We start from the raw sequence: 21,811 nt of genomic DNA, 5'->3' as shown, positions 1-21,811 counted from the left end.
ACATTCCATTCATCAACATTCGTTTTATTTCGCTATCTGTGGATAATACGCATATTCCCGAGGAAGTGGTATCCGATAGCCACAAAAACCGAGTATGGCACATGGACATTGTATTTATTGAGCAATTAACGGTAATGGCGGTGATAGGCGTCTATGACTGGGAGCAGCAACGCCTCCAGAAATTGGTTTTCGACCTGGAAATGGGTTGGGACAACCGCCCGGCGGCACGTAGCGATGATGTTGCGGACTGCCTGAGCTATGCGGATGTCACCGAAGCCGTGCTGTCGCTCGTGAACGGTAAGCGTTTTGCGCTGGTGGAGCGGGTCGCCGAGGAGACGGCGGAGCGGCTGATGACCCAGTTTAAATTGCCCTGGATACGCGTCAAAATCGGTAAACCCGGCGCGGTACCGCAGGCGGCCAATGTCGGCGTCGTCATCGAGCGCGGTCGGCGAAAAGTCTGAAAATAGCGTAGCGGTAATCATTTGGCCATGCGGTTGCAACCAAATTACCGTATGTTTGTCTCAATTTTCGGGAGATTTAGCGGCTGGTCTGTTTACATACCGCCGCTTTTTTATTGTCGTGACTTTGAGGGAAACGTTGTATGGCGGATATGCACGAGTGGGTTATCGCGTTCATTCTGGGAGTGGTGGAAGGGTTAACGGAATTTCTGCCGGTTTCTTCGACGGGACATATGATATTGGTCGGTAGCCTGCTTGGCTTCACGGATGATAAGGCCAAGACCTTCGAGGTTATCATCCAGTTGGGGTCGATCCTGGCGGTGGTGGTGGTGTTTTGGCGCCGGCTGTTTGGTCTTATCGGGATTCATTTTGGCCAGGTACCCCACGAGGGGATCGGCAGCGGCCGTCTGCGTTTGGGGCATATCTTGCTGGGCATGATCCCGGCGGTGGTGCTGGGATTGGTGTTTCATGAGCAGATTAAAGCCATCTTCGCGCCGCAGTATGTCATGTATGCCCTGGTGGTTGGGGGGTTGCTTCTGCTGGCGGGGGAATGGCTGAAACCCAAGCAACCGCGTGCGGCGGGCATTGATGATTTGACCTATCTGCAGGCCTTTTTGATCGGCTGTTTCCAGTGTTTGGCGCTGTGGCCGGGCTTTTCCCGCTCCGGCGCCACCATCAGCGGCGGTCTTTTGGTCGGCGTCAGCCGTTATGCCGCATCGGAGTTTTCCTTTATATTGGCGGTGCCGATGATGCTGGGCGCCACGGTGCTTGATCTCTACAAAAGCCTGCCGTTCCTCGCTTGGCAGGATTTTCCGATGTTCGCCATCGGCTTCGTCACCGCCTTCGTGGTGGCCCTGCTCGCCATCAAATTCTTCCTGCAAATCATCAAGCGCATCTCGTTCGTGCCGTTTGCCATTTATCGCTTTATTCTGGCGGCGGTGGTGTATTGGGTCTTGGTCGGCTGATCGGACGTTATAGGCCGCTCTCGCTGCGCCGATGCCGGCCGAGCGATAGGGGCCAACGCCGCCGTCGCGCCTAGCGCGTGGGCGGCCAAACGATAAAGCGTCGATGTCGCCGAGGAGCGCAAAAGCGCCCAACCCGTCGCTGGGATGTGGTCATAACGCCAGATCGGGGGCGAGGCGGAACAGTACAGCGGACGCCGCCGATAGGCGCTAGGCATTATTCGCGGCCGCGTGGCGCACTGCTTCGGCAGGGGGCCTGCCCGTCGACGTCCTGGGCGTAGCGTCCACGGCGACGGCTCAGTCCTGAATGGTTTCGGTGTCGCTGCTTGCCTGCTGTCGCTTCCAACTGGCCAGGGCCTGCTGGCGCCGCCGGGTGAGCTCCTCGCCGATCTCGGCGCCGTTGAATCCCGCCGTGATAACGTCGCGGGCGATAACCGACGCAGCCACGCGGAACGCTTCGCGCAGGAAATCTCCCTGCGGATAGGGATGGTTTTCAAAACCGGTACGTCCGCGGGCGTCGGCTTCGCTGGCGAGGATCATTTGCTCCAGACGCTCCGGCCGGCGCCAGACATCAATGGCGCTGAACAATTTTACCAGCGTCTTCGGCGTCAGGCTCTCGGCGCCGTGCAGCAGGTCATGGTATTGGGCCACGATCTTCGCTAAATCACGCAGCGGATTGGGTACTTTCAGACGTTGGCACAGTCCTTCCACCACTTTCACCCCCGCCGGGCCGTGGCCGTGATGACTGGGCCACAATTCGCGCGGGGTCAGCGCTTTGCCCACATCATGGCAAAGCGTGGCGAAACGTACCGCGATATCATCCGATAGCCGGGCCGCCATCGATACCGTCATGAGGGTATGAATGCCGGTATCGATTTCCGGATGCCATTTTGCCGGCGCAGGGACGCCAAACAGCGCATCCACTTCCGGGAACAACGTTTTCAGCGCGCCGCAGTCGCGCAACACCTGAAAATAGACTTGCGGGTTACGAGTTGCCAGCGCCCGCTCGGTCTCTTTCCAGACCCGCTCGGGGGCCAACAGCGGCAGCTCATTGGTCATGTGCTGCATCAGCGCCAGCGTTTCCGGCGCAATGCGAAAATTCAGATGGGCAAAACGCGCGGCAAAACGGGCGACCCGCAGCACCCGCAACGGATCTTCGCCGAAGGCGTCGGAGACATGACGCAGCCAGCGCTGGCGGATATCGCGCTGCCCCTGATAGGGATCGATCAGATTGCCCTGGTCATCGCGGGCGATGGCGTTGATGGTGAGATCGCGACGGCGCAAATCCTCTTCCAGCGTGACTTCCGGCGATGAGTAGCAAATGAAACCGGTATACCCTTGACCGGATTTGCGCTCCGTGCGCGCCAGCGCATACTCTTCGCGGCTCTTCGGGTGCAGGAAAACCGGGAAGTCTTTGCCGACCTGCTGATAACCCTGCGCCAGCATGTCTTGCGGCGTCGCGCCGACCACGACCCAGTCCCTTTCCGTGACGGGGAGCTGCAGGATACCGTCACGCACGGCGCCGCCCACCAGATATTTTTTCACAATTCACTCCTGGCAAAGCCGGTGTTGCCTTTATCGGTACTATCCATTGAGTGTAGCCGTATCTCGCGCGCGATTCACCGGCGCCGTAGCGGGCGCACGGCTCAGTTCATCCAGCGGTTGTCTTTTTTGCGGCGGGGAATGATATGGGGCAGCAACAGGCCCAACAGCAGGCCAACGCCGGCCACGCCGCCGCCATACATGAACCACTGCATGATAATGGTGCGCTGTTTATCGTCAAGCTGAACCGCCGCCGCGTTGACTTTTTTCTGTGCCGTCGTGAGTTGATCCTTCAGCGCCTGATTCTGCTTCTTGAGATCATTGATAACGCCATCGCTGGTGGCCACTTTTTTCTGCATGTCGGCGGTGCGCTGATTCCAGCTGGCATCGAGGGTATTGAGCTTTTGCGTCAGATCCTGCACCTGCTGCTCCAGCGCCGGCACCCGGGTGCGCAGGCTGGGCTGGGCGCTCAACTGGTCCAGCGGGATCCATGCGGTGCGACCCTTTTCATCGCGCACCTGCGCAAAGCCGGCGTCGTCGTTTTGGCCGATAAGCGTAACGGCGTCGCCGGAATTCAAGGTGCCGACAATGCGATATTGGTTGCCCGGGCCGCTATGTATATAGGTCAGCAGGTCGTCGGAAACATAACGTTGCTCGTCAGCGCTGGCGGCGCAGGCGAGACCCAGACCGAGCGCGGCGAAGTAAATATGGCGTAATTTCAGCATTATTCCGTCATTTTTAAGCAAATGTTGCACGATAGTAGTGGCTTCAGTGTGACGACGCAACGTCGGGTCCGAAATGAGAACACTCTTACTCTCGAACCCGCGCCAGGCCGTTGCCGCTGCCGCTACACGATGAGGCCGGCATCCACGGGCCGGCGCCGCGCGGCTACGGGCGCGGCGTGCCCTCTTCGCCGCCGGTGGCGGTGGTGAGGGGTGAAAATGACAAAACGCGTCAAAAGCGATGAAAACTTTTGACCACGCCTGGCACGAAAAGTGCCGTTGGGCTTGTCCGTTTTGTCCATTAAGGCCATGATTAGGCGTTAACACTTGTCATCTCAAGTGGTTGCTCTCATCTAGGGATGGCTTAAGCGTCAATGAACTTCACCGGTATGGCCATATAACACTATGAATGAAGAAATCGAGTTAAAATTTATCGTGCAGCCCGAGACGCTGCCCGCACTGCGGCAGCGGTTATCGGCGACGGGCCATGACGGTCATGCGCTCCGGCAATTGACCAATACCTATTTTGAGACGGACGGTTTTGATTTACGCCGCCACGGCATAGGGTTACGCATTCGTCAGGTGGACGGGCAATATGAGATGACGATGAAAACCGCTGGCCAGGTTATCGGCGGATTACATCAGCACCCTGAATATAATGTGCCGCTGCCGGGGCCGATGCTGGAACTGCAACGGCTGCCGGCGCAGGCGTGGCCGGAAGGGCTGAGTCCCGCCGCGCTGCAATCGCGCCTTAAGCCGCTGTTCACCACCGATTTCGCGCGTGAGAAATGGCGGGTGACGCAGGGTGAAAGCCAAATCGAGGTCGCGCTGGATCGAGGTGAGGTCAGCGCTGGCTCTCTCAGCGAGCCGATCTGCGAACTGGAAATGGAGTTGCTGAGCGGCAACGCGCGCGATCTATTTACCTTCGCCAGGACACTGAGCGATGCCGGCGGCCTTCGTTTGGGTAGCCTGAGCAAGGCCGCGCGCGGTTATCATCTTCAGCGGGGAAATCCTGCGCGCGCCATCCGGCCGCTGCCGCTGCTTAATCCCGCCGCGCGGGCGACGGTGGAGGAGGGAATGAGCGCGGCGCTGCATCTGGCGCTGGATCATTGGCAATACCATGAGGAGCTCTGGCTGCGCGACGATCCGCAGGCCAAGGTCGGCGTGATGGAGGGTATCACGCTGATACGCGAGACCTTCCGCGTAATGGGTAACCTGGTGCGCCGGAAAGCGACGACCGCGCTGCGCGCGCTGCTGGCGGATATTATGCCGTTAATCGCCGCCGAACGGGCGGATCCGCAGGCGATCTGTTATCTGCCCGTCTATCTGCAAACCAAACTGGCGTTGACCTCTTGGCTAATGTTCAGCGTCTGGCAGAATACCGCCGATGAGGCTACACGCAAAAAACTCGCCGGCGCCTACCGGCAGTTCGCCGACATGACGCTTGCGCGCTGCGGCGCGGAATTGAAGGTCGCGTTCGGCCGCACGCTGTCCGATGAAGAATACCTGCAACAGTTGCCGCGGCTGGAACGGCGGCTGATGGCCTTTCATGTCTTATCCGGCGCCTATCGGCCGACCGAGGTCGTGGCCTATCTGATGCACTGGAAAGCGCTGCATCAATCAATCGTGCAGCAAGGACCCGAGGATAGGGAACATTTGCGTCGGCAAGCGCTGGCGCAGGTGGGATTCTGGCTAAAATAGCGGCAAAAATGCGTTAGCGGCCACCGCGCCGCCGTTAAGCCCTGTTTGTCTGCAAGGAGTTTGTTCGATGATGACGCGACCTCTACCGCCGATCCTGCAACAGCAAGGGCAGCAGACGGCGGCCGCATTGCCGGCGCCGGCGGACGACGCAGCCATCTCTGCGCTGGCCATGAGCGATTTCATCAGCGACGCGCTGATAACTCATCCGGCATGGCTGCAGGAGCTGGCGGCGCAGCCGCCTCGACCGGGCGAGTGGCGGGATTATGCCGGACTGTTGGCCTCTCGCCTGGCGGCGGTGGATGATGAGACCGCGCTAATGCGCGAGCTGCGGCTGTTCCGGCGCCGTACGCTGGTGCGTATCGGCTGGGCGCAGATCCTCGGCCTGTGTGACACCGGCGAAACGCTGACCCAGCTCAGCCAGCTGGCGGAAACCCTGATTATCGCCGCGCGCGACTGGCTGTGGCAGGCGTGTTGTCGCGAATGGGGTACGCCCTGCGGCGCCGACGGGACCCCTCAGCCGCTGCTGATTTTGGGCATGGGCAAATTGGGCGGCGGTGAGCTGAATTTCTCCTCCGATATCGATCTGATATTCGCTTACCCAGAAAACGGTTTCACCCGCGGCGGCCGCCGCGAGCTGGATAACGCCCAGTTTTTTACCCGGCTCGGTCAACGGGTGATTAAGGCGCTCGACCAGCCTACCGTCGACGGTTTTGTTTATCGGGTGGATATGCGATTGCGGCCGTTCGGCGACAGCGGGCCGCTGGTACTGAGCTTTGCTGCGCTGGAAGACTATTATCAAGAGCAGGGCCGGGACTGGGAACGCTATGCGATGATAAAGGCGCGGCTGATGGGCGGCGACGGCGATCGCTATAGCCAGGAACTGCGCAGTATGCTGCGTCCTTTTATCTTCCGCCGCTACATTGACTTCAGCGTTATCCAGTCGCTGCGTAATATGAAACAGATGATCGCCCGGGAGGTGCGGCGGCGCGGGTTGAAGGACAATATCAAACTGGGCGCCGGCGGTATCCGTGAAATAGAGTTTATCGCCCAGGTGTTTCAATTGATCCGCGGCGGCCGCGAACCGCGCCTCCAGGCGCGCGCGCTGTTGCCGACGCTTGCGGCAATAGGCGAACTGGGTCTGCTCGCGCCGGCGCAAAGCGCGCGCCTGGGCGCAGCTTATCTTTACCTGCGGCGGCTGGAAAACCTGTTGCAGGGCATCAACGACCAGCAGACCCAAACGCTGCCCGCCGACGCGCTCAATCAGGCGCGTCTGGCCTGGGGTATGGACGAGGCGGACTGGCCGCAGCTCACCCGGAGGCTGGCCGCCCATATGCAGGCGGTGAGGGCGGTGTTTGATGAGCTCATAGGCGATGATGCGCCCGACGCCGAAGATAATGATACGCCCGGCGCCGCGGCGGCGTTGTGGCTGGAGCCGATGTCGCAGGCGTCGGAGGCCGACGTCGCAGGGATTCCCTGGCCCCGCCTGGCGCAGCATGTCGCCGATTTCCGTCGCGATGTGGCGAAACGCACGCTCGGCCCGCGCGGGCGGGAAGTGCTGGACGCGCTGATGCCGCGGTTGCTGACGCATATCGGCGATGGCGACACGGCGGACGTGGCGTTTGAACGCTTGGCGCCGGTGCTGCTCAGTATCGTCTCCCGCACCACCTATCTGGAGCTGCTGTTGGAGTACCCTGGCGCGCTGGGGCACTTGATTCGTCTGTGCGCCGCGTCGCCGATGATCGCCAGCCAGCTGGCGCGACATCCGCTGCTGCTGGATGAATTACTCGATCCTGCCACCCTCTACCACCCGCCGGCGCCGTCGGCCTATGGCGACGAGCTACGCCAATACTTGCTGCGGGTGCCTGAAGAGGACGAGGAGCAGCAGCTGGAGGCGCTGCGCCAATTCAAGCAGGCGCAGCAGCTGCGCATTGCCGCCGCCGATATTGCCGGCGTGCTGCCGGTGATGCAGGTCAGCGATCACTTAACGTATTTGGCGGAAGCCATGATCCACGCCGTTATCCAGCAGGCGTGGAAGTCCATGGTGGCACGTCACGGGCGTCCTTCGCATCTGGGCGCCGGCCAGGACGCCGGATTTGCGGTTATCGGCTATGGGAAACTCGGTGGCTGGGAGCTGGGCTATAGCTCCGATCTGGACCTGGTGTTTTTACATCAGTGCCCGGATGACGCCATCACTGACGGGCCACGCGTCATTGATGGCCGGCAATTTTATCTGCGGCTCGCGCAGCGGGTGATGCATTTATTCAGTACCCGAACCCCGGCGGGGGTACTGTATGAAGTGGACGCCAGGCTGCGCCCCTCCGGCGCCGCCGGTATGCTGGTCAGTACGCTTGCGGCGTTTGAGGATTATCAGCTCAACGAAGCCTGGACCTGGGAGCATCAGGCGCTGGTGCGCGCGCGGATGGTTTATGGTACCTCGGCTCTGCAAGAGGGGTTTAACGCTATTCGCCGCCGCGTGTTGTGCCGCGGGCGCGATCCCGCGACGCTGCGCCGAGAGGTCAGTGAAATGCGCGCCAAGATGCGGCAACATTTGGCCAGTAAGCAATCTGACGTTTTTGATATCAAAACGGACGAGGGCGGTATTACCGATATCGAGTTTTTGGCGCAGTATCTGGTGCTGCGCCACGCCGCCGAAAAGCCTGAACTGACGCGCTGGTCGGATAATGTGCGTATCTTCGAGCTGATGGCCCAACATGGGATTATTGACGGCGACGATGCCGATGGGCTGCGCGCCAGTTACACCACGCTGCGCGATACCCTTCATCATCTGGCGCTGCAGGCGCTGCCCGGTCGGGTGCCGGTATCGCAGTTCGCCCGCGAGCGCGCCTTGATCGGCCGCTGCTGGCGTCAATGGCTGGACTGAGGGGCGCCGTGGCTGCCGCAATCGCGGAGCGCCATGTCTTTGCAGGCCGTGATACCCTCGACGCCCGCTGACGGCAGCGGCTTGGCTGCGTAGCGATGCCGCCGTGGGCAGGAAGCGCTCAGTGTTCGCGGGTGCGCGCTGCCCGCATCATCGGTACGCAGCAAGGGTTCGACTACGCGGCGCGGGCGCGGGCGGGCAAGGGCCAGGCGCCGCAGGGGGCGAATTTCTCCCGCCTGTGATATTATTGCGCCCCTTGAACAGGATCTCTTTGGAGCGAGTGGATGAAAGTGACCTTGCCTGATTTCCGCCGGGCGGGCGTGCTGGTCGTGGGCGATGTGATGTTGGACCGATACTGGTACGGTCCTACCAGCCGGATTTCACCGGAAGCGCCGGTGCCTATCGTAAAAGTGGACGCTATTGAGGAGCGCCCCGGCGGGGCCGCCAACGTCGCGATGAATATCGCCGCGCTGGGCTGCCATTCGCGCCTGGTCGGGCTGACCGGCATTGACGACGCCGCCCGTGCCCTGGGCGCGCGGCTTAGCGAAGTGGCGGTGACCTGCGATTTTGTTGCCGTTGCCACCCATCCCACAATAACCAAGCTGCGGGTGTTATCACGTAATCAGCAGCTTATCCGCCTGGATTTCGAGCAGGGCTTCGACGATGTCGACGCCGCTCCCATGTTAGAGCGTATCCAGCTCGCGTTGCCGAAAACCGGCGCGCTGGTGCTGTCCGACTATGCAAAAGGCGCACTGGCGCGCGTGCGCGAGATGATTACGCTGGCGCGGGCCGCCGGCGTGCCGGTGCTTGTCGACCCGAAAGGTACCGACTTCAGCCGCTATCAAGGGGCGACGCTGCTGACGCCAAACCTGTCCGAGTTCGAGGCGGTGGCAGGGGCTTGCAAAGATGAGGAAACGCTGGTGAGCCGCGGCATGAAAATTATCGCCGATTATCAGCTTTCGGCGCTGCTGATTACCCGGTCGGAGCAGGGGATGACCCTACTGCAGCCGGGTAAAGAACCGTTGAATTTACCGACCCAGGCGCAGGAGGTCTACGACGTGACCGGCGCCGGGGATACGGTCATTGGCGTGCTGGCCGCCGCGCTGGCCGCTGGCAATAGCCTGGAGGAGTCCTGTTTTCTGGCCAATGCCGCGGCGGGCGTGGTGGTCGGGAAATTGGGTACGTCGACCGTCAGCCCCATCGAGCTGGAAAACGCCATCCGCGGCCGCGCCGAAACGGGCTTTGGCGTCATGACCGAAAGCGAATTAAAGCAGGCCGTGGCGCTGGCGCGCCAGCGCGGCGAAAAGGTGGTGATGACCAACGGTATTTTCGACATCTTGCATGCGGGCCACGTCAGCTATCTCGCCAACGCCCGCAGGTTGGGCGACCGGCTTATCGTGGCGGTAAACAGCGATGATTCCACCAAGCGTCTTAAAGGAGAAAGCCGCCCGGTTAATCCTCTGGCGCAGCGCATGACCGTCCTGGCGGCGCTCGAGGCGGTGGACTGGGTGGTGCCTTTTAGCGAGGACACGCCGCAGCGGCTAATTGCCGACGTGCTGCCGGATGTGTTGGTCAAGGGCGGCGACTATCAGCCGCATCAGATCGCCGGCAGCAAGGAGGTCTGGGACAACGGGGGCGAGGTGCTGGTGCTGAATTTTGAAGACGGCTGTTCCACCACCAATATCATCAACGCCATTAAACGCGGCGAGCGGGGATAAGGCGCGCGCCGGGGGGAGCCGTCCTGGTCGAGGCGAGCGGCACGTCAGCGGGGCATCGCTGCCGCTGACGTCGCAAGGGGCTAGGGCCGTTATAGCTTCTTGAAGGTGTCTTTGGCCGGCTTGTCGTCCGCACCGCTGCCCTCCGGCACCGCCTGTTCCGCGGGGGAGACGCTGGTGGTGTCGTCCACGCCGCTCACGCCCGCGGGTTTCGCTCCCGCCACCGGCGCTCCCGCCGCGGCTCCGGCAGGCGCCGCCGGGCTGACCAGCGGATCGCTTTTCGGCATGGTTTCCAGCGCGTTAAGGCGCAGTTCCAATTGACTCAGTTTCTCTCGGGTGCGCAACAGCACCTGGGTCTGCACGTCAAATTCCTCGCGGCTGACCAAGTCCATTCGGCTGAACTGGTTTTGCAGCACCTGACGGATCTTTTTTTCCACGTCGTCGCCCAAATCGCGAATGCCTTTCGGCAGCGATTCCTGCACCTGGCGGGCAAGCTGTTCAAGTTTCTTTGGATCAATCATCGTCGGTTCCCTAACTGGTCAGAATGCATTAAGTGTAATGCCAGTTCCCCCTGAGTGGAAACAAAAGCATTCATTGAAATTATGCGTTTGCTAATTGCCTCGGCAGCGGGTTGGCGCTATAGTATTTCTGCTTATTCTCAGGGCGGGGTGCAATTCCCCACCGGCGGTAAACCTGGCTAAATTATTGCACAGGAAGCCCGCGAGCGCTCAGGTTGCGTGCAATCTGAGGTCAGCAGATCCGGTGTAATTCCGGGGCCGACGGTGATAGTCCGGATGGGAGAGAGTAACGACGTCCAAACGGGCTATGGCCCGCTATCGTTATTTTTTGGCCCGCTCGCGGCCGCTCCTAAGTCTGCCCTGATTCTGGTAATCCATATCAATTATGAGGTTTTATTTACCATGAATCAGACGCTTCTTTCCGAATTCGGTTCTCCGCTCCAACGCGTGGAAAACGCGCTGGAGGCGCTGCGCAACGGCCGCGGAGTACTGGTACTGGACGATGAAGATCGTGAAAATGAAGGCGATATGATATTCGCCGCGGAAAACATGACCGTTGAGCAGATGGCGCTAACCATCCGCCACGGCAGCGGTATCGTGTGCCTGTGCCTGACCGAAGAGCGCCGCCAGCAATTGGCGCTGCCGATGATGGTTGAACGCAACAGCAGTCATTATCAGACGGCGTTTACCGTCACTATCGAAGCCGCTGAAGGGGTCAGCACCGGGGTATCCGCCGCCGATCGCCTGACGACAATTCGGGCCGCCATCAAAGATAACGCCAAACCCACCGATCTTAACCGTCCTGGGCATGTGTTTCCCCTGCGCGCGCAGCCGGGCGGCGTACTGGTGCGCGGCGGTCATACCGAAGCGGCCGTGGATTTAACCACCCTCGCCGGCCTGAAGCCGGCGGGCGTGCTGTGCGAAGTGACCAATGACGATGGCACTATGGCGCATGCGCCGGAAATTGTGGCCTTCGCCCGGCACCACGGCATGCCGGTGCTCACCATTGAAGATCTGGTGACCTATCGTCGCGCTCTGGCGCGCGAAGTAAGCTGACCGTCCTGGCAGGGCAGGGGGGCGTCAGTGGGCCGCCAGCGCTAAGCTCCGCATTTCCTGCCAGGTGTAAATCATCACTTCGTCTGTGGAGAGCTGCGCGGCGGCAACCATCGCCGCCGCGATATCCGCCGCCGTTATGGCGCGGTATTTTTTCGCCCGTCCCCGCAGTAGCGGATCCAGCCGCGGCCAAACGCGGTTGAGCCCTCTCTCCAGCGGGCGGCGCTCTTGTCGCTCGCCCAGGATCATGCCGGGCTGAAATAGATGCGTCTGCGCCGCGCGTAGGGCAATAATATCCCGTTCCGTTTCCCCTTTAATACGCAGATACGACGCGTAAGAGCCGACGCTCGCGCCCACCGCTGACACCAGCGATAGCGAACGCGCGCCCTGTTCGAGGGCCAGCCGCGCCGCCAGCAGGGGATAATCATGATCGATGCGGTAATAGTCTCGCCGATCGGGGCTGTTTTTGCGCGTCGTCCCGAGCGCGATAAACACATCCTGCGCCGCCAGCGCGTCCGCCTGCGCGGGCAGCGTGTCGATATCGCCGATGAGTTGAATCAACTGCGGATGGCGCAGCGGCAGCTCTCGCCTCACTACCGCAATGACCTGCCCGTAGGCGCGATGACCTAACAAGATGGACAAAAGATTTCCGCCCACTAATCCGCTGGCGCCAAATAGCAATGCTGTTTTCATTTGTTGGCCTCGGTTATTCAATTTTCCTGATTATCTTCATCATCGTTATCTCGGTTCTTTGCGCGGCGAAAAGCGCTAATGTGATGTCATCCGTTGCCGTAAGCGACGCACTACGAATAAGGATACCCGATGAGTAGCCCACGCATGCCCGCCCTTTTCCTCGGTCACGGCAGTCCGATGAACGTGCTGGAAGACAACCGCTATACCCATACCTGGCAACAGCTGGGTCAGACACTGCCGCGGCCGAAAGCCATTGTGGCCATTTCGGCCCATTGGTATACGCAGGGCACCGCCGTCACCGCCATGGCGCAGCCGCGCACCCTACACGATTTCGGCGGGTTTCCGCAGGCGCTATTCGATAAGCGTTACCCGGCGCCGGGATCGCCTGCGCTGGCGCAACACGTACAGTCTCTGCTGGCACCGGTGGCGGTGCATGCTGATACCGGCGAATGGGGGTTGGACCACGGCACCTGGGGCGTACTCATTAAAATGTATCCCGAGGCGGATATTCCGGTGGTGCAACTCAGCATCGACGCGACGCGCGATGCCGCTTACCATTTCGCCCTCGGGAGAAAACTGGCCGCGCTGCGCGATGAAGGCGTGATGCTGGTGGCCAGCGGCAATGTAGTACATAACCTGCGCACGGTACGCTGGCAGGACGAGGCTGAACCTTACCCATGGGCACTGTCGTTCGATCAGTTTGTGCGCGAAAACCTCAGTGCGCAAGAGGAACCGCATCCGCTGATAGCGTATCGGCAGCATCAGGATGCTGCGCTGTCCAACCCGTCGCCGGAGCACTTTTTGCCGTTGCTGTATGTGCTGGGTAGCCGGATCGGCGATGAGCCGGTCACGGTGCCCGTGGACGGTATCACGCTGGGGTCCATCAGTATGCTGTCGGTGCAGGTGGGCTAAGACGGCGGCGCAACATCACTGCGCCGCCGCAGGATCAATCAACGATAATGTGCGGATAAAAGCGGGAGAGATCCTGAGTAATGATCTGCCTGTCTTCGCGCAGACCGATGCCGCAAGGTTGATCGTTAACCAGCCAGCTGCCGATCACCGTATAGCTGTCGCCGAAGCGGGGCAGCGGGCAAAAGGCCTGGACAATCGACCCCTCTTCGCCGTAGGGGCCGTCCACCCGCGCGGTCTCCCGCCCTTGCTCAACGACCCGCACGTTAGCGCCTTCCCGCGAGAACAGCGGTTTCACGACATAGTTGTCCATCGGCGGGACATCGTCTTCGGCAAAATAGGCCGGCAGCAGATTGGGATGGTCGGGAAACATCTGCCAAAGCATCGGCAGCAGCGCCTTGTTAGACAAAATGCATTTCCAGGCGGGTTCGAGCCAGCGCACGCCGGCGTCTTCCAGCTTGGTAGAGAACATTTCGCGCAACATGAACTCCCACGGATAGAGCTTGAACAGGTTGCTGATGACCTGATCCTGCATATCGGTAAATTGCCCTTTCTCACCCAGCCCCAGCTCTTCAATATAAAGAAACGTATTGGGCAACCCGGCTTCCGTGGCGCAATCCTGGAGATACTGTACCGTGCCGCGATCTTCTTCGGTATCCTGGCAGCAGGCCAGATGCAGCAGGCTGAAACCGTGCTGCGACTGAAGTTCGGCGAAGCGGGCGATAAGCTTCTCCTGAAGGCTGTTATACTGGTCGGCGTTGGCCGGCAACTGCCCGGCGTTTATTTGATCTTCCAGCCAAATCCATTGAAAGAACGCCGCTTCGTACAGCGAGGTGGGCGTATCGGCATTGTTTTCTAACAGTTTTGGCGGGTGCTGGCCGTCATAGACCAGATCCAGGCGCGAATAGAGCGACGGCTGACGCGTTTGCCAGGCGTTGCGTACAAACGACCAGGTATGCCGGGGGATCCGGAATTTGGTCATGAGCTCGTCGCTGGCCACCACTTTATCCACCACCTGCAAGCACATCTGATGAATCTCGGCGGTGGCCTCCTCCAGCGTTTCGATTTGCGCCAGGGTGAACTGATAGTAAGCGTCCTCGCACCAGTAAGGCTCGCCGTAGAGGGTATGAAAATTAAAGCCGTACTCGGTGGCTTTCTCGCGCCAGTCCGGCCTTTCGCTGAGGGTGACTCGTTTCATGTCCCGTTAGCCGCCCATGGTGCGGTGCGTGGTGCCGCTGCTGGTGCGCATGGCGCTCTGTTTGGCGACGGTCTCGCCGAAGCCGCCGCGAGTAATGGTCTGAGTGGTTGCCGGCTTAGGTGCCAGGGCGGTCTTGGGCACGGTCATCGACCGGCCGCTGGTGGCCGCACCGTAGCTGCGGCCGCTGGCGTCGACAAACTGGCCGCGCGCCGGACTATTGGCGGCGCGCGAGCTGAACAGCGGCTGCTGCGCATAGCCGCCGCCGCCCATCATGCGGCCCATCATATAGCCCGCCATCAACGGCATCCACATGCCGCCGCTGTGCTGGGATTCCGCCGCCATGCCGGCCTGCGCCGGGACCTGGGTGCATTGATCTTCGCCGAACTCCGCCACGCAGTCGGCGCGGGAGACGTATTTGGGGGCGGTTTTCACCGCTTCCTGCTGCGCGCTGTTGTAAGCGGTGCTGCACTGTTCGCTCAGTGAGGGATTGGCGCGCGCGCAGTCGTCGCTGTTCATGTACATCGAAACGTTTTCGTCGCTTTTTTCACAGCCGGCCAGTACAAAAACGGCACCGACGGCCAGCGCGATGGGCGCCATACGGTAAACGCGCCAATGCTTGCGAAAGCTGGCGTGATTAATCTGTTTAGTGCGTTTCATTATGTTCCTGCTTTATTAATAGTCACTGCGACCCAGAGAAGTCACTGTAGAATAGGGGAAAAACGGTGATAAATGAAGCATGGGCCGCCGACGGCCGGGATCTTTACGTAGTTATACACTTCCCTGTGATCGCTCGCGCGGACAGCGGTGGGCAAGGGACGGCGCCGGCGGCCAACAGAGGAAACAGACGATCCGCCTGTTCGCCGGGAAAGGACGTAATGCTAACAAGGATTGCGCCCGCGAGCGTGCCCGGCAGGGAGAACCAAAGGTTCGCTACGGCCGCCGGGAAAAGACGTAATGCGAAAAGGATTGCGCCCGCGAGCGTGCCCGGCAGGGGGGATTAAAGGTTCACCACGGCCGCCGGGAAAAGACGTAATGCTAAAAAGGATTGCGCCCGCGAGCGTGCCCGGCAGGGGGAACCAAAGGTTCGCCCCGGCCGCCGGGAAAGGACTTAATGCTGGAATGGATTACGTCCGGTAGCGCTGCCGGTACCGGCGGCAGGCGCTGCTGTCGTCACGCTGGCCGCGCGCGGCTGGACAGCCCTTTGCGCCGCGCTGCCGCGCGCGGTATTGGCGTTGCGCGACGTATCGGCGCCATCGGCACGGGCTTCCTGCGTGGCGTTTTCCGGCGCCACCGTCTGCGGATCGGTCGGGACTATTTTGCCGAGCGTATTATTCAACGTCACCAGATCCGCTTCGTTCAGCGTGCCGAGAGCGGATTTCAGGTTTAATTGATTAATCAGATAATCGTAGCGCGCCTGGGAAAGATTCCGCTTGCGATCATAAAGTGTGGTAGTGGCGTCCAGCACATCAACGATAGTGCGGGTACCCACCTGGTAGCCGGCTTCCGAGGCGTCCAGGGAGCTTTGCGCCGACACTACCGCCTGTTCATAAGCATTGATGCTGCTAATGGAGGCGGAAATATTGTTGAACGACGAGCGCAGGGTTCTGACCATGGTGCGATGCGCGCTTTCAAGTTGCTCGCTGGCGCTGACGAAATTGTACTGCGCCTGCTTTACCTGGGAAGTGACGGAACCGCCGCTATACAGAGGCACGTTCAGACTTAGGCCGATAGCGTTTCCGCCGATATGCTTATCGGGATTGGTGACGGAATTATTGCGCGAGCCATTGTAGTCGGTATTGCTGACGGTCGACGAGGCGTTGAGATCCAGCGTCGGCATATGACCGGTTTGGTAGTAGCGAATTTGTTCACGGGCCAGATCCTGCGACAGACGTGCCGATAACAGGCTAAGGTTCCGGTTTTCCGCTTCTTTTAACAGATTGGTAATCGCATCGGTACGCTGGGTCTTAAAGCTTGCAATATTCAGCGTCGCCAACTGTGGATAATCAATGCCGGTTATCTGGCGCAGCGCTTCTAGCGCATTGTCCAGATCGTTACGGGCGCTCACTTCCGAGGCCAAAACCGTGTCATATTCCGAGCGCGCATTCTGCACATCCGTAATGGCCACCAGGCCGACGTTAAAGCGCTGGGTGGTTTGATCCAACTGGCGATAAAGCGCCTGCTTCTGCGCTTCGGTATAAGACAGTGTATCAATGGCGCTCAATACGTTAAAATAAGCGGTAGCGGTATTAAGAATTAACGATTGCTCGTCGGTTTGATACGAGACATCCTGAATACCCGCCGTTTTTTCCTGGAGGGTCAGGGCACGCCATTTGGACATGTCAAAAAGGGTCTGCGTCAACTGTAGCGCGGCGCTGGACGCGTTAGAGTTGATATCACGGTTGCCGCGAAAACCTTGGGTGTACGTATAATCTGCTCCCAATCCCAATTGAGGCAGCAGCGGGGCGCGCTCTTCATTGATTTTCTCAAAGGCTGCATCGCGATCGGCGGCGGAACGGCGAAGATCCGGATTGGACAGTCTCGCCTGCTGATACACCTGTAGCAGATTTTCTGCCTGACTCATTGCACTGAAGCCACCAAGACTCAGTCCAATAAGGAGGGGGAGCAGTTTCTTCATTTGCATTCCTTTTGAAACAGCAAAATTGCTAGGGTAGCGCTATTAAAAAAATTGTGGCTAATTCTAGCAGACACTGCCGGACGGAATAGGTGGCTTAACGTGCCATGCCGGCGCTATTTACAAAATCTATCATAAACCGTCAGTTTCCGGCAGACTGTTTTAGCTGGCCGGCCGGCGGCGTTATTTGCCAATAGGAGCGCTATGATGACCTCTTCTTTTGTCACGCCGGTGACATTTGGCCGTGATGATGTTGAAATGCTTTCCCGTGAGACGTTATATAACGGCTTTTTCAAGATGGAGCTTTACCACTTCCGCCACCGGCTGTTTAATGGCGGCATGAGCCAAACGGTGACTCGGGAAATCTTCGAGCGCGGGCATGCGGTCGTCCTATTACCCTATGATGCGCGGCGTGACCAGGTGATATTATTGGAGCAAATCCGCATCGCCGCCTATGACAGCAGCCCGACCCCCTGGCTGCTGGAGCTGGTGGCCGGTATGATTGAGCCGGGAGAAACGCTGGAGCAGGTTGCCCGGCGCGAAGCGGTTGAGGAGACGGGACTTGCGGTGGGCCGCTGCAAACGGATGCTAAGCTATCTGGCCAGTCCTGGCGGCACCAGCGAACGCCTGACGGTAATGGTGGGGGAAGTGGACGCGCTGAAAGCCGAGGGTATCCATGGACTGGTGGAGGAAAATGAAGATATCCGTCTCCATGCCGTGAGCCGCGAACAGGCGTACCGCTGGGTGGAGGAGGGAGTGATCGATAACGCCGCCTCTGTCATTGCCCTGCAATGGCTGGCATTACACCATGAATCCTTGAGAAAAGAGTGGGCCGATTAATGATAAAGCGCTACACGCCCGATTTCCCTGAAATGATGCGGTTGTGCGAAACCAATTTCGCCCAGCTGCGCCGGTTGCTGCCGCCGATGAATCAGGTGGGTGAAACCGTCGCCTATCAGGTGCACGGCGCCAGCTACCGGCTGACCATTCAGGAGTCCACCCGCTACACAACGCTTGTGGAAATCACCCAGACCGCGCCCGTCGCCAGCTACTGGAGCCTACCCTCGATGACCGTCAGGCTCTACCATGACGCCACGGTTGCGGAAGTGTGTTCCAGTCAGCAGATCTCTCGCTTCAAAGCGCGTTATGATTATCCGAATAAAAAGTTACATCAACGTGATGAGAAACATCAAATCAACCAGTTCCTCGCGGACTGGTTACGCTATTGTTTGGCGTATGGTGCCATGGCGGTTCCTGTTTGTTAGGCAGATTTCGATAACCAAGGACAATCTTTGGAAAGCCTGTTGAAACTTCCTGTGGCGCGTGGGGCCAATATCAGGATTTTACAAATCACCGATACTCACCTGTTTGCGGGTGAGGACGAGACGTTGCTCGGGGTGAATACCTTGCGCAGCTACAGCGCGGTGCTGAAGGCGGTACAGGCTGAACAGCGGCATTTTGATTTAGTGGTCGCCACGGGCGACCTGGCGCAGGATCACTCGCCCCAGGCCTATCGGCATTTTGCCACCCGGATCGCGCGCCTGCCCGCGCCCTGCGTCTGGCTGCCGGGCAACCATGACTTTCAGCCGGCGATGGTTGATGTGCTGGCGGAGTGCGGAATTTCCTGCGCCAAACAGGTGTTAATCGGCGACGAGTGGCAATTGCTGCTGCTGGACAGCCAGGTCTACGGCGTGCCCCACGGTGAATTGAGCGACTATCAACTGGAGTGGCTGGCGCAGGCGCTGGCCGGCCAGCCTGAACGCCATACGCTGCTGTTGCTGCACCATCATCCTTTCCCTTCCGGCTGTATCTGGCTTGATCAGCACAGCCTGCGCAACGCCCACATGCTGGCGGAGGTGCTACAGCCCCATCAGCGGGTGAAGACCCTGCTGTGCGGCCACATTCATCAGGAACTGGACGTTGATTGGCTGGGCCGGCGCGTGCTGGCAACGCCTTCCACCTGCGTGCAGTTCAAACCGCACTGCACCAACTTCACCATCGACACCCTGGGGCCCGGCTGGCGCTATCTCGACCTGCTGCCGGGCGGCGCGGTGCAGACCGAAGTCCGTCGGCTGGACGGGACTGAACATCTGCCCGACACCGATTATGAAGGCTACTGATGGCGACGCTTTTGTATCTCCACGGTTTCAACAGTTCTCCCTCTTCCGCCAAGGCCACCGCCCTCGGCGCCTGGCTGGCGCGCCACCATCCCGATATCGAGCTGCTGGTGCCGCAGTTGCCGGTGTACCCCGCCGATGCGGCGGAAATGATGGAAACGCTGGTGATGGAGCGGGCCGGAGAAACGCTGGGGCTGGTGGGCTCGTCCCTCGGCGGTTATTTTGCCACCTGGCTGTCGCAATCGTTTCTGCTGCCGGCGGTGGTGGTCAATCCGGCGGTGCGGCCGTTTGATTTGCTCACGGGCTATTTGGGGGAAAACCTGAACCCCTATACCGGCGAGAAATATGTTTTGGCGCCGCGGCATATCTATGATTTAAAGGTGATGCAGGTCGAAGTGTTAGAGTCGCCGGATCTTATCTGGTTGCTGGCGCAAAGCGGCGACGAGATCCTCGATTATCGCCAGGCGGTGGCCTACTACACCCATTGTCGCCAAACCGTCGAGTCGGGCGGCAACCACGCTTTCGTCGGTTTTGACCATTATTTCTCCTCCATCGTGCATTTTTTGGGGCTTACCATCGGGTGAGACCGCAATCGACGCCGCACAGAATATCTGCTTCCCGAAGGCCGGCCTTTGCGGTAGGCTCTCCAACAATTTGTCACGAAATATGATTCAAGCCATGACTCAATCAAGCTATAACGCTGACGCGATAGAAGTACTGAGCGGACTGGAACCGGTCCGCCGCCGTCCGGGGATGTACACCGACACCTCGCGGCCCAATCATCTTGGACAGGAAGTCATCGATAACAGCGTCGACGAGGCGCTTGCCGGCCACGCCCGGCGCATTGATGTGATTTTGCATGCCGATCAGTCGCTGGAGGTCACCGACGACGGCCGCGGTATGCCGGTGGATATCCATCCCGAAGAGGGCGTGCCGGCGGTGGAGTTAATCCTCTGCCGTCTGCACGCCGGCGGCAAGTTCTCCAATAAAAACTATCAGTTTTCCGGCGGTCTGCACGGGGTGGGGATTTCGGTGGTCAACGCCCTGTCCACGCGGGTCGAGGTGACGGTGCGCCGTAACGGCAATGTCTACCGCATCGCGTTCGAGAATGGCGATAAAGTCGAAGATCTGAGCGTGGTCGGCACCTGTCCCAAGCGCAATACCGGCACCAGCGTCCATTTCTGGCCGGACGAGCGCTTCTTCGATAGTCCCCGCTTCTCGATATCCCGTCTGACCCATTTGCTGAAGGCGAAGGCGGTGCTGTGTCCCGGCGTGGAAATCGTCTTCCAGGATCAGGTCAATAACACCGAGCAGCGCTGGTGCTACCAGGCGGGCCTGACAGATTACCTCAACGAAGCGATAAATGGGCTTATCACGCTGCCCGAAGCGCCCTTTGTGGGCGCGGTAAGCGGCGATACCGAAACGGTGGATTGGGCGCTCTTGTGGCTGCCGGAGGGGGGGGAACTCCTGACCGAGAGCTATGTGAATCTGATCCCCACCCCGCAGGGCGGGACCCACGTTAACGGGCTGCGTCAGGGCCTGCTGGACGCGATGCGCGAGTTTTGCGAATACCGCAATATTTTGCCGCGCGGCGTCAAGCTGTCGGCTGATGATATTTGGGAGCGCTGCGCCTATGTCCTGTCGGTGAAAATGCAGGATCCGCAGTTTGCCGGCCAAACCAAAGAGCGGCTGTCGTCGCGGCAAAGCGCCGCCTTCGTTTCCGGCGTGGTGAAAGATGCCTTTATCCTGTGGCTGAATCAGAATATCCAGGTGGCGGAGCAACTGGCGGAACTGGCTATCGCCAGCGCCCAGCGTCGCTTGCGCGCCGCGAAGAAGGTGGTGCGTAAAAAATTGACCAGCGGGCCGGCGCTGCCGGGCAAGCTGGCCGATTGCACCGCCCAGGATCTGGCGCGTACGGAATTGTTCCTGGTGGAAGGGGATTCGGCGGGCGGGTCCGCCAAACAGGCGCGCGATCGGGAATATCAAGCGATCATGCCGCTTAAGGGAAAGATCCTTAATACTTGGGAGGTCTCCTCCGACGAGGTGCTGGCATCGCAGGAAGTCCATGATATTTCGGTGGCGTTGGGTATCGATCCCGATAGCAACGATCTTAGCCAGCTGCGCTACGGTAAAATTTGTATCCTGGCGGATGCCGACTCCGATGGCCTGCATATCGCCACGCTGCTGTGCGCCTTGTTTATGCAGCATTTCCGCAAGCTGGTGGAGGAGGGGCATGTTTACGTGGCGATGCCGCCGCTCTACCGCATCGATTTGGGTAAAGAGGTTTATTACGCCCTGGATGAGGAAGAGAAGACCGGCGTGCTGGAGCAGTTGAAACGCAAAAAGGGCAAACCCAACGTACAGCGATTTAAAGGGCTGGGGGAAATGAACCCGTTGCAGTTGCGCGAAACCACGCTCGACCCCAATACCCGCCGGCTGGTGCAGTTAACGGTAGGGGCGGACGATGTGCAGCAGACGCTGGCGATGATGGATATGCTGCTGGCGAAAAAGCGCGCTGAAGACCGCCGCAACTGGTTGCAGGAAAAGGGCGACGAAGCGGAAATCGAGGTGTAAACCTCGAGGGATCTCCGGCGTTCGTCTCAGAATACCGCAAGCTTCGGGCCGCGGCAGCAGGCTTTGATTGCGGCGAGGGGATGGGGAGTCGATCCCGTGCCACTACGCTGTGCGTCTTCCCAGGCGTATAGCGGGGCTT

At 59.8% G+C, this 21,811-nt stretch carries 18 protein-coding genes, 1 pseudogene and 1 riboswitch; of the genes and pseudogenes, 12 read left to right on the top strand and 7 right to left on the bottom strand.

The window, feature by feature from the left end; all coding sequences use genetic code 11:
* The first annotated feature begins 101 nt into the window (after positions 1 to 101).
* Both folB and bacA read left to right on the top strand, forming a co-directional pair.
* Positions 102 to 461 carry a bifunctional dihydroneopterin aldolase/7,8-dihydroneopterin epimerase gene (gene folB / locus SANT_RS18485; protein WP_025423726.1) on the top strand — a complete coding sequence of 120 codons (360 nt, stop codon included), beginning with the start codon at positions 102 to 104 and terminating at the stop codon, positions 459 to 461.
* A 140-nt stretch (positions 462 to 601) separates the two neighbouring features.
* Positions 602 to 1,423 (top strand): undecaprenyl-diphosphate phosphatase, encoded by an 822-nt coding sequence (gene bacA, locus SANT_RS18480; RefSeq protein ID WP_025423725.1) that lies wholly within the window; start codon positions 602 to 604, stop codon positions 1,421 to 1,423.
* 294 nt (positions 1,424 to 1,717) lie between these two features.
* On the opposite strand, the gene SANT_RS18475 is transcribed toward bacA, so the two are convergent.
* Positions 1,718 to 2,965 (bottom strand): multifunctional CCA addition/repair protein, encoded by a 1,248-nt coding sequence (locus tag SANT_RS18475; RefSeq protein WP_025423724.1) that lies wholly within the window; start codon positions 2,963 to 2,965, stop codon positions 1,718 to 1,720.
* 101 nt (positions 2,966 to 3,066) lie between these two features.
* Positions 3,067 to 3,687 (bottom strand): TIGR04211 family SH3 domain-containing protein, encoded by a 621-nt coding sequence (locus SANT_RS18470; RefSeq protein WP_025423723.1) that lies wholly within the window; start codon positions 3,685 to 3,687, stop codon positions 3,067 to 3,069.
* 402 nt (positions 3,688 to 4,089) lie between these two features.
* Here SANT_RS18470 and SANT_RS18465 point away from each other — a divergent pair, with 402 nt between their 5' ends.
* The 3 genes from SANT_RS18465 (at position 4,090) to hldE (ending at position 9,981) form a co-directional block, all read left to right on the top strand.
* Positions 4,090 to 5,385: an inorganic triphosphatase gene (locus SANT_RS18465; protein ID WP_025423722.1), complete on the top strand. Its 1,296-nt coding sequence runs from the start codon at positions 4,090 to 4,092 to the stop codon at positions 5,383 to 5,385.
* A gap of 67 nt (positions 5,386 to 5,452) precedes the next feature.
* Entirely contained in the window at positions 5,453 to 8,266 is a 2,814-nt protein-coding gene (gene glnE, locus SANT_RS18460) for a bifunctional [glutamate--ammonia ligase]-adenylyl-L-tyrosine phosphorylase/[glutamate--ammonia-ligase] adenylyltransferase (protein WP_025423721.1), read from the top strand.
* Between the two features lie 281 nt (positions 8,267 to 8,547).
* Positions 8,548 to 9,981: a bifunctional D-glycero-beta-D-manno-heptose-7-phosphate kinase/D-glycero-beta-D-manno-heptose 1-phosphate adenylyltransferase HldE gene (gene hldE, locus SANT_RS18455; protein ID WP_025423720.1), complete on the top strand. Its 1,434-nt coding sequence runs from the start codon at positions 8,548 to 8,550 to the stop codon at positions 9,979 to 9,981.
* 266 nt (positions 9,982 to 10,247) lie between these two features.
* On the opposite strand, the pseudogene ubiK reads toward hldE, so the two are convergent.
* Positions 10,248 to 10,499, bottom strand: a pseudogene (gene ubiK / locus SANT_RS24310) (ubiquinone biosynthesis accessory factor UbiK); the annotation flags it as partial.
* A gap of 129 nt (positions 10,500 to 10,628) precedes the next feature.
* Positions 10,629 to 10,788: riboswitch (FMN riboswitch) on the top strand.
* 110 nt (positions 10,789 to 10,898) lie between these two features.
* On the opposite strand from ubiK, the gene ribB reads away from it, so the two are divergent.
* Positions 10,899 to 11,552: a 3,4-dihydroxy-2-butanone-4-phosphate synthase gene (ribB, locus tag SANT_RS18445; RefSeq protein ID WP_025423718.1), complete on the top strand. Its 654-nt coding sequence runs from the start codon at positions 10,899 to 10,901 to the stop codon at positions 11,550 to 11,552.
* 24 nt (positions 11,553 to 11,576) lie between these two features.
* Here ribB and SANT_RS18440 read toward each other — a convergent pair whose 3' ends face one another.
* The gene (locus tag SANT_RS18440) at positions 11,577 to 12,242 is read right to left on the bottom strand and encodes an epimerase (RefSeq protein ID WP_025423717.1); all 666 of its coding nucleotides are present in this window, start codon (positions 12,240 to 12,242) and stop codon (positions 11,577 to 11,579) included.
* 129 nt (positions 12,243 to 12,371) lie between these two features.
* Between SANT_RS18440 and ygiD the strand changes: the two genes are divergently transcribed.
* Positions 12,372 to 13,154: a 4,5-DOPA dioxygenase extradiol gene (gene ygiD / locus SANT_RS18435; RefSeq protein WP_025423716.1), complete on the top strand. Its 783-nt coding sequence runs from the start codon at positions 12,372 to 12,374 to the stop codon at positions 13,152 to 13,154.
* Positions 13,155 to 13,188: 34 nt separating this feature from the next.
* Here the strand turns inward: ygiD and SANT_RS18430 are convergent, their stop codons facing one another.
* The 3 genes from SANT_RS18430 to tolC all read right to left on the bottom strand — a co-directional run bounded on the left by SANT_RS18430 (position 13,189) and on the right by tolC (position 16,984).
* On the bottom strand, positions 13,189 to 14,349 hold the full coding sequence (locus tag SANT_RS18430; protein ID WP_025423715.1) for a glutathionylspermidine synthase family protein: 1,161 nt from the start codon (positions 14,347 to 14,349) through the stop codon (positions 13,189 to 13,191).
* 6 nt (positions 14,350 to 14,355) lie between these two features.
* The gene (locus tag SANT_RS18425; RefSeq protein ID WP_038668780.1) at positions 14,356 to 15,006 is read right to left on the bottom strand and encodes a DUF1190 family protein; all 651 of its coding nucleotides are present in this window, start codon (positions 15,004 to 15,006) and stop codon (positions 14,356 to 14,358) included.
* A gap of 451 nt (positions 15,007 to 15,457) precedes the next feature.
* Positions 15,458 to 16,984: an outer membrane channel protein TolC gene (gene tolC / locus SANT_RS18420; RefSeq protein ID WP_025423713.1), complete on the bottom strand. Its 1,527-nt coding sequence runs from the start codon at positions 16,982 to 16,984 to the stop codon at positions 15,458 to 15,460.
* 204 nt (positions 16,985 to 17,188) lie between these two features.
* Between tolC and nudF the strand changes: the two genes are divergently transcribed.
* The 5 genes from nudF to parE all read left to right on the top strand — a co-directional run bounded on the left by nudF (position 17,189) and on the right by parE (position 21,672).
* Entirely contained in the window at positions 17,189 to 17,821 is a 633-nt protein-coding gene (nudF, locus tag SANT_RS18415) for an ADP-ribose diphosphatase (RefSeq protein WP_025423712.1), read from the top strand.
* On the top strand, positions 17,821 to 18,246 hold the full coding sequence (locus SANT_RS18410) for a DUF1249 family protein (protein ID WP_025423711.1): 426 nt from the start codon (positions 17,821 to 17,823) through the stop codon (positions 18,244 to 18,246). The genes nudF and SANT_RS18410 overlap by 1 nt, the downstream gene beginning before the upstream one ends.
* 27 nt (positions 18,247 to 18,273) lie before the next feature.
* Positions 18,274 to 19,101 (top strand): 3',5'-cyclic-AMP phosphodiesterase, encoded by an 828-nt coding sequence (gene cpdA, locus SANT_RS18405; protein ID WP_025423710.1) that lies wholly within the window; start codon positions 18,274 to 18,276, stop codon positions 19,099 to 19,101.
* A complete protein-coding gene (gene yqiA / locus SANT_RS18400; RefSeq protein ID WP_025423709.1) occupies positions 19,101 to 19,682 on the top strand; it encodes an esterase YqiA in 582 nt (193 codons plus the stop codon). The genes cpdA and yqiA overlap by 1 nt, the downstream gene beginning before the upstream one ends.
* Before the next feature lie 94 nt (positions 19,683 to 19,776).
* Positions 19,777 to 21,672, top strand: a complete 1,896-nt coding sequence (gene parE / locus SANT_RS18395; RefSeq protein WP_025423708.1) for a DNA topoisomerase IV subunit B — start codon at positions 19,777 to 19,779, stop codon at positions 21,670 to 21,672.
* Positions 21,673 to 21,811: the final 139 nt, after the last annotated feature.

It is taken from the genome of Sodalis praecaptivus (assembly GCF_000517425.1).
GTDB classification, from domain to species: Bacteria; Pseudomonadota; Gammaproteobacteria; order Enterobacterales; family Enterobacteriaceae; genus Sodalis_A; species Sodalis_A praecaptivus.
The sequence above is the reverse complement of the archived record's forward strand: the minus strand, read 5'-3'. Positions and strand labels throughout refer to the sequence as shown.

Excerpts from the sequence above, each read along its gene's own strand:
- folB (WP_025423726.1), top strand. The coding sequence starts at position 102 with ATGGACATTGTATTTATTGAGCAATTAACGGTAATGGCGGTGATAGGC.
- bacA (WP_025423725.1), top strand. The coding sequence starts at position 602 with ATGGCGGATATGCACGAGTGGGTTATCGCGTTCATTCTGGGAGTGGTG.
- SANT_RS18470 (WP_025423723.1), bottom strand. The coding sequence starts at position 3,687 with ATGCTGAAATTACGCCATATTTACTTCGCCGCGCTCGGTCTGGGTCTC.
- SANT_RS18465 (WP_025423722.1), top strand. The coding sequence starts at position 4,090 with ATGAATGAAGAAATCGAGTTAAAATTTATCGTGCAGCCCGAGACGCTG.
- glnE (WP_025423721.1), top strand. The coding sequence starts at position 5,453 with ATGATGACGCGACCTCTACCGCCGATCCTGCAACAGCAAGGGCAGCAG.
- hldE (WP_025423720.1), top strand. The coding sequence starts at position 8,548 with ATGAAAGTGACCTTGCCTGATTTCCGCCGGGCGGGCGTGCTGGTCGTG.
- ribB (WP_025423718.1), top strand. The coding sequence starts at position 10,899 with ATGAATCAGACGCTTCTTTCCGAATTCGGTTCTCCGCTCCAACGCGTG.
- SANT_RS18440 (WP_025423717.1), bottom strand. The coding sequence starts at position 12,242 with ATGAAAACAGCATTGCTATTTGGCGCCAGCGGATTAGTGGGCGGAAAT.
- ygiD (WP_025423716.1), top strand. The coding sequence starts at position 12,372 with ATGAGTAGCCCACGCATGCCCGCCCTTTTCCTCGGTCACGGCAGTCCG.
- SANT_RS18430 (WP_025423715.1), bottom strand. The coding sequence starts at position 14,349 with ATGAAACGAGTCACCCTCAGCGAAAGGCCGGACTGGCGCGAGAAAGCC.
- SANT_RS18425 (WP_038668780.1), bottom strand. The coding sequence starts at position 15,006 with ATGAAACGCACTAAACAGATTAATCACGCCAGCTTTCGCAAGCATTGG.
- tolC (WP_025423713.1), bottom strand. The coding sequence starts at position 16,984 with ATGAAGAAACTGCTCCCCCTCCTTATTGGACTGAGTCTTGGTGGCTTC.
- nudF (WP_025423712.1), top strand. The coding sequence starts at position 17,189 with ATGACCTCTTCTTTTGTCACGCCGGTGACATTTGGCCGTGATGATGTT.
- SANT_RS18410 (WP_025423711.1), top strand. The coding sequence starts at position 17,821 with ATGATAAAGCGCTACACGCCCGATTTCCCTGAAATGATGCGGTTGTGC.
- yqiA (WP_025423709.1), top strand. The coding sequence starts at position 19,101 with ATGGCGACGCTTTTGTATCTCCACGGTTTCAACAGTTCTCCCTCTTCC.
- parE (WP_025423708.1), top strand. The coding sequence starts at position 19,777 with ATGACTCAATCAAGCTATAACGCTGACGCGATAGAAGTACTGAGCGGA.